2 protein-coding genes and 1 pseudogene are annotated in these 1,260 nt (G+C 71.4%); 2 read left to right on the top strand and 1 reads right to left on the bottom strand.

Annotated features, from left to right (window positions below):
- A partial coding sequence (locus FOY91_RS21325; protein ID WP_203234671.1) for an MJ0042-type zinc finger domain-containing protein occupies positions 1-282 on the bottom strand: 282 nt, incomplete at its 3' end.
- Between the two features lie 157 nt (positions 283-439).
- Between FOY91_RS21325 and ftsE the strand changes: the two genes are divergently transcribed.
- Together ftsE and FOY91_RS22540 are read left to right on the top strand one after the other, a co-directional pair.
- Positions 440-1,150 carry a cell division ATP-binding protein FtsE gene (gene ftsE / locus FOY91_RS21320; RefSeq protein ID WP_145156075.1) on the top strand — a complete coding sequence of 237 codons (711 nt, stop codon included), beginning with the start codon at positions 440-442 and terminating at the stop codon, positions 1,148-1,150.
- Positions 1,150-1,260: pseudogene (locus FOY91_RS22540) on the top strand (cell division protein FtsX); the annotation flags it as partial. The gene ftsE and the pseudogene FOY91_RS22540, both read left to right, overlap by 1 nt.

Raw genomic sequence — 1,260 nt, 5'->3', positions numbered from 1 at the left:
GACATGGCGTGTCTGCGGGCGGGCAGGCGGCGTGGCTTGCGCCTGCGTGGCGGCGGGCGGCACATCGGCGTCTGCGGCTCGATCGGCGGGCGCCGGTGGCTCCGCCCCGTCCGCTGGAAGCGTCGTCGCCGGGGGAGCGGCAGGGGCCGGCGGCTCGAACGGGGCCGGTTCCTGATACCAGCTGTGGCGGCACGCAGCACACCGCACCTGCCGGCCCTGCGGCCCGACGGCGGTGTCCGGAACGAGATAGCGGGTGCCGCAGGCCGGGCAGGACAGGATCATGGGGGGCCCTTGCTCTAACGCACCATGCGTTGCAACGAAGCGCGGTTAAACACGCGCCGCCGCCTGTGGCAAGATACCGGCGGGCGACCGCCCGGCCTTTACGTCGCGCGGTTGCCCGTGCAAAGCGCCGCATGTCCAAGGGGGCGGGTCAGGCGCGATGAGCGGGATCGTCACGTTCGATAATGTCGGCCTGCGCTACGGCACGGGTGCCGAAACGCTGTCCGATGTGAGCTTCACGCTGCATCCGGGCGCTTTCTACTTCCTCACCGGCCCGTCCGGCGCGGGCAAGACCTCGCTGCTCAGGCTGCTGTATCTGGCGCAGCGACCCAGCCGGGGGATGATCCAGCTGTTCGACGAGGACGTGGTGACGCTGCCGCGCGATCGCCTGCCCGGCTTCCGGCGGCGGATCGGCGTCGTGTTCCAGGATTTCCGCCTCGTTCCCTATCTCTCGGCGTTCGACAATATCGCCCTGCCGCTGCGCGTGGCGGGCGTGGAGGAACATGATCTGGCGGCCCCGGTACTGGAAATGCTCGACTGGGTGGGCCTGCGCGACCGCGCCACCGCCCGCCCCGCCACGCTTTCGGGCGGCGAGCAGCAGCGCGTGGCGATCGCCCGCGCGGTGATCGGCCGGCCGGAGATCCTGGTGGCCGACGAGCCGACCGGCAACGTCGACCCGGAAATGGCGGCGCGGCTGCTGCACCTGTTCGACGTACTCAACAAGCTGGGCACCACGGTGGTGGTGGCGACGCACGACATCCACCTGCTCTCGCGCGTGTCCGGTGCCGGCGTGCTGCGGCTGGAACGCGGGCGGCTGAACGACCCCACCGGCGCGCTGCGTCATCCGCCGGGCGGAGGGGGCGAGGCATGATGCAATGGCTGCGCGTGCCCCCGGCCGAGCGGCGCCTGCTGCCGGAAAGCCGGCTGAGCGGCCCGATGCCGTGGGTGATCGCGATCATGATGTTCCTGACCGTGCTGGCG

The sequence above is a fragment of the Alterirhizorhabdus solaris genome (assembly GCF_007785815.1).
Taxonomy (GTDB): Bacteria; Pseudomonadota; Alphaproteobacteria; order Sphingomonadales; family Sphingomonadaceae; genus Alterirhizorhabdus; species Alterirhizorhabdus solaris.
Note: the sequence above shows the minus strand (reverse complement) of the source record. Positions and strands in the feature narration are given on the sequence as shown.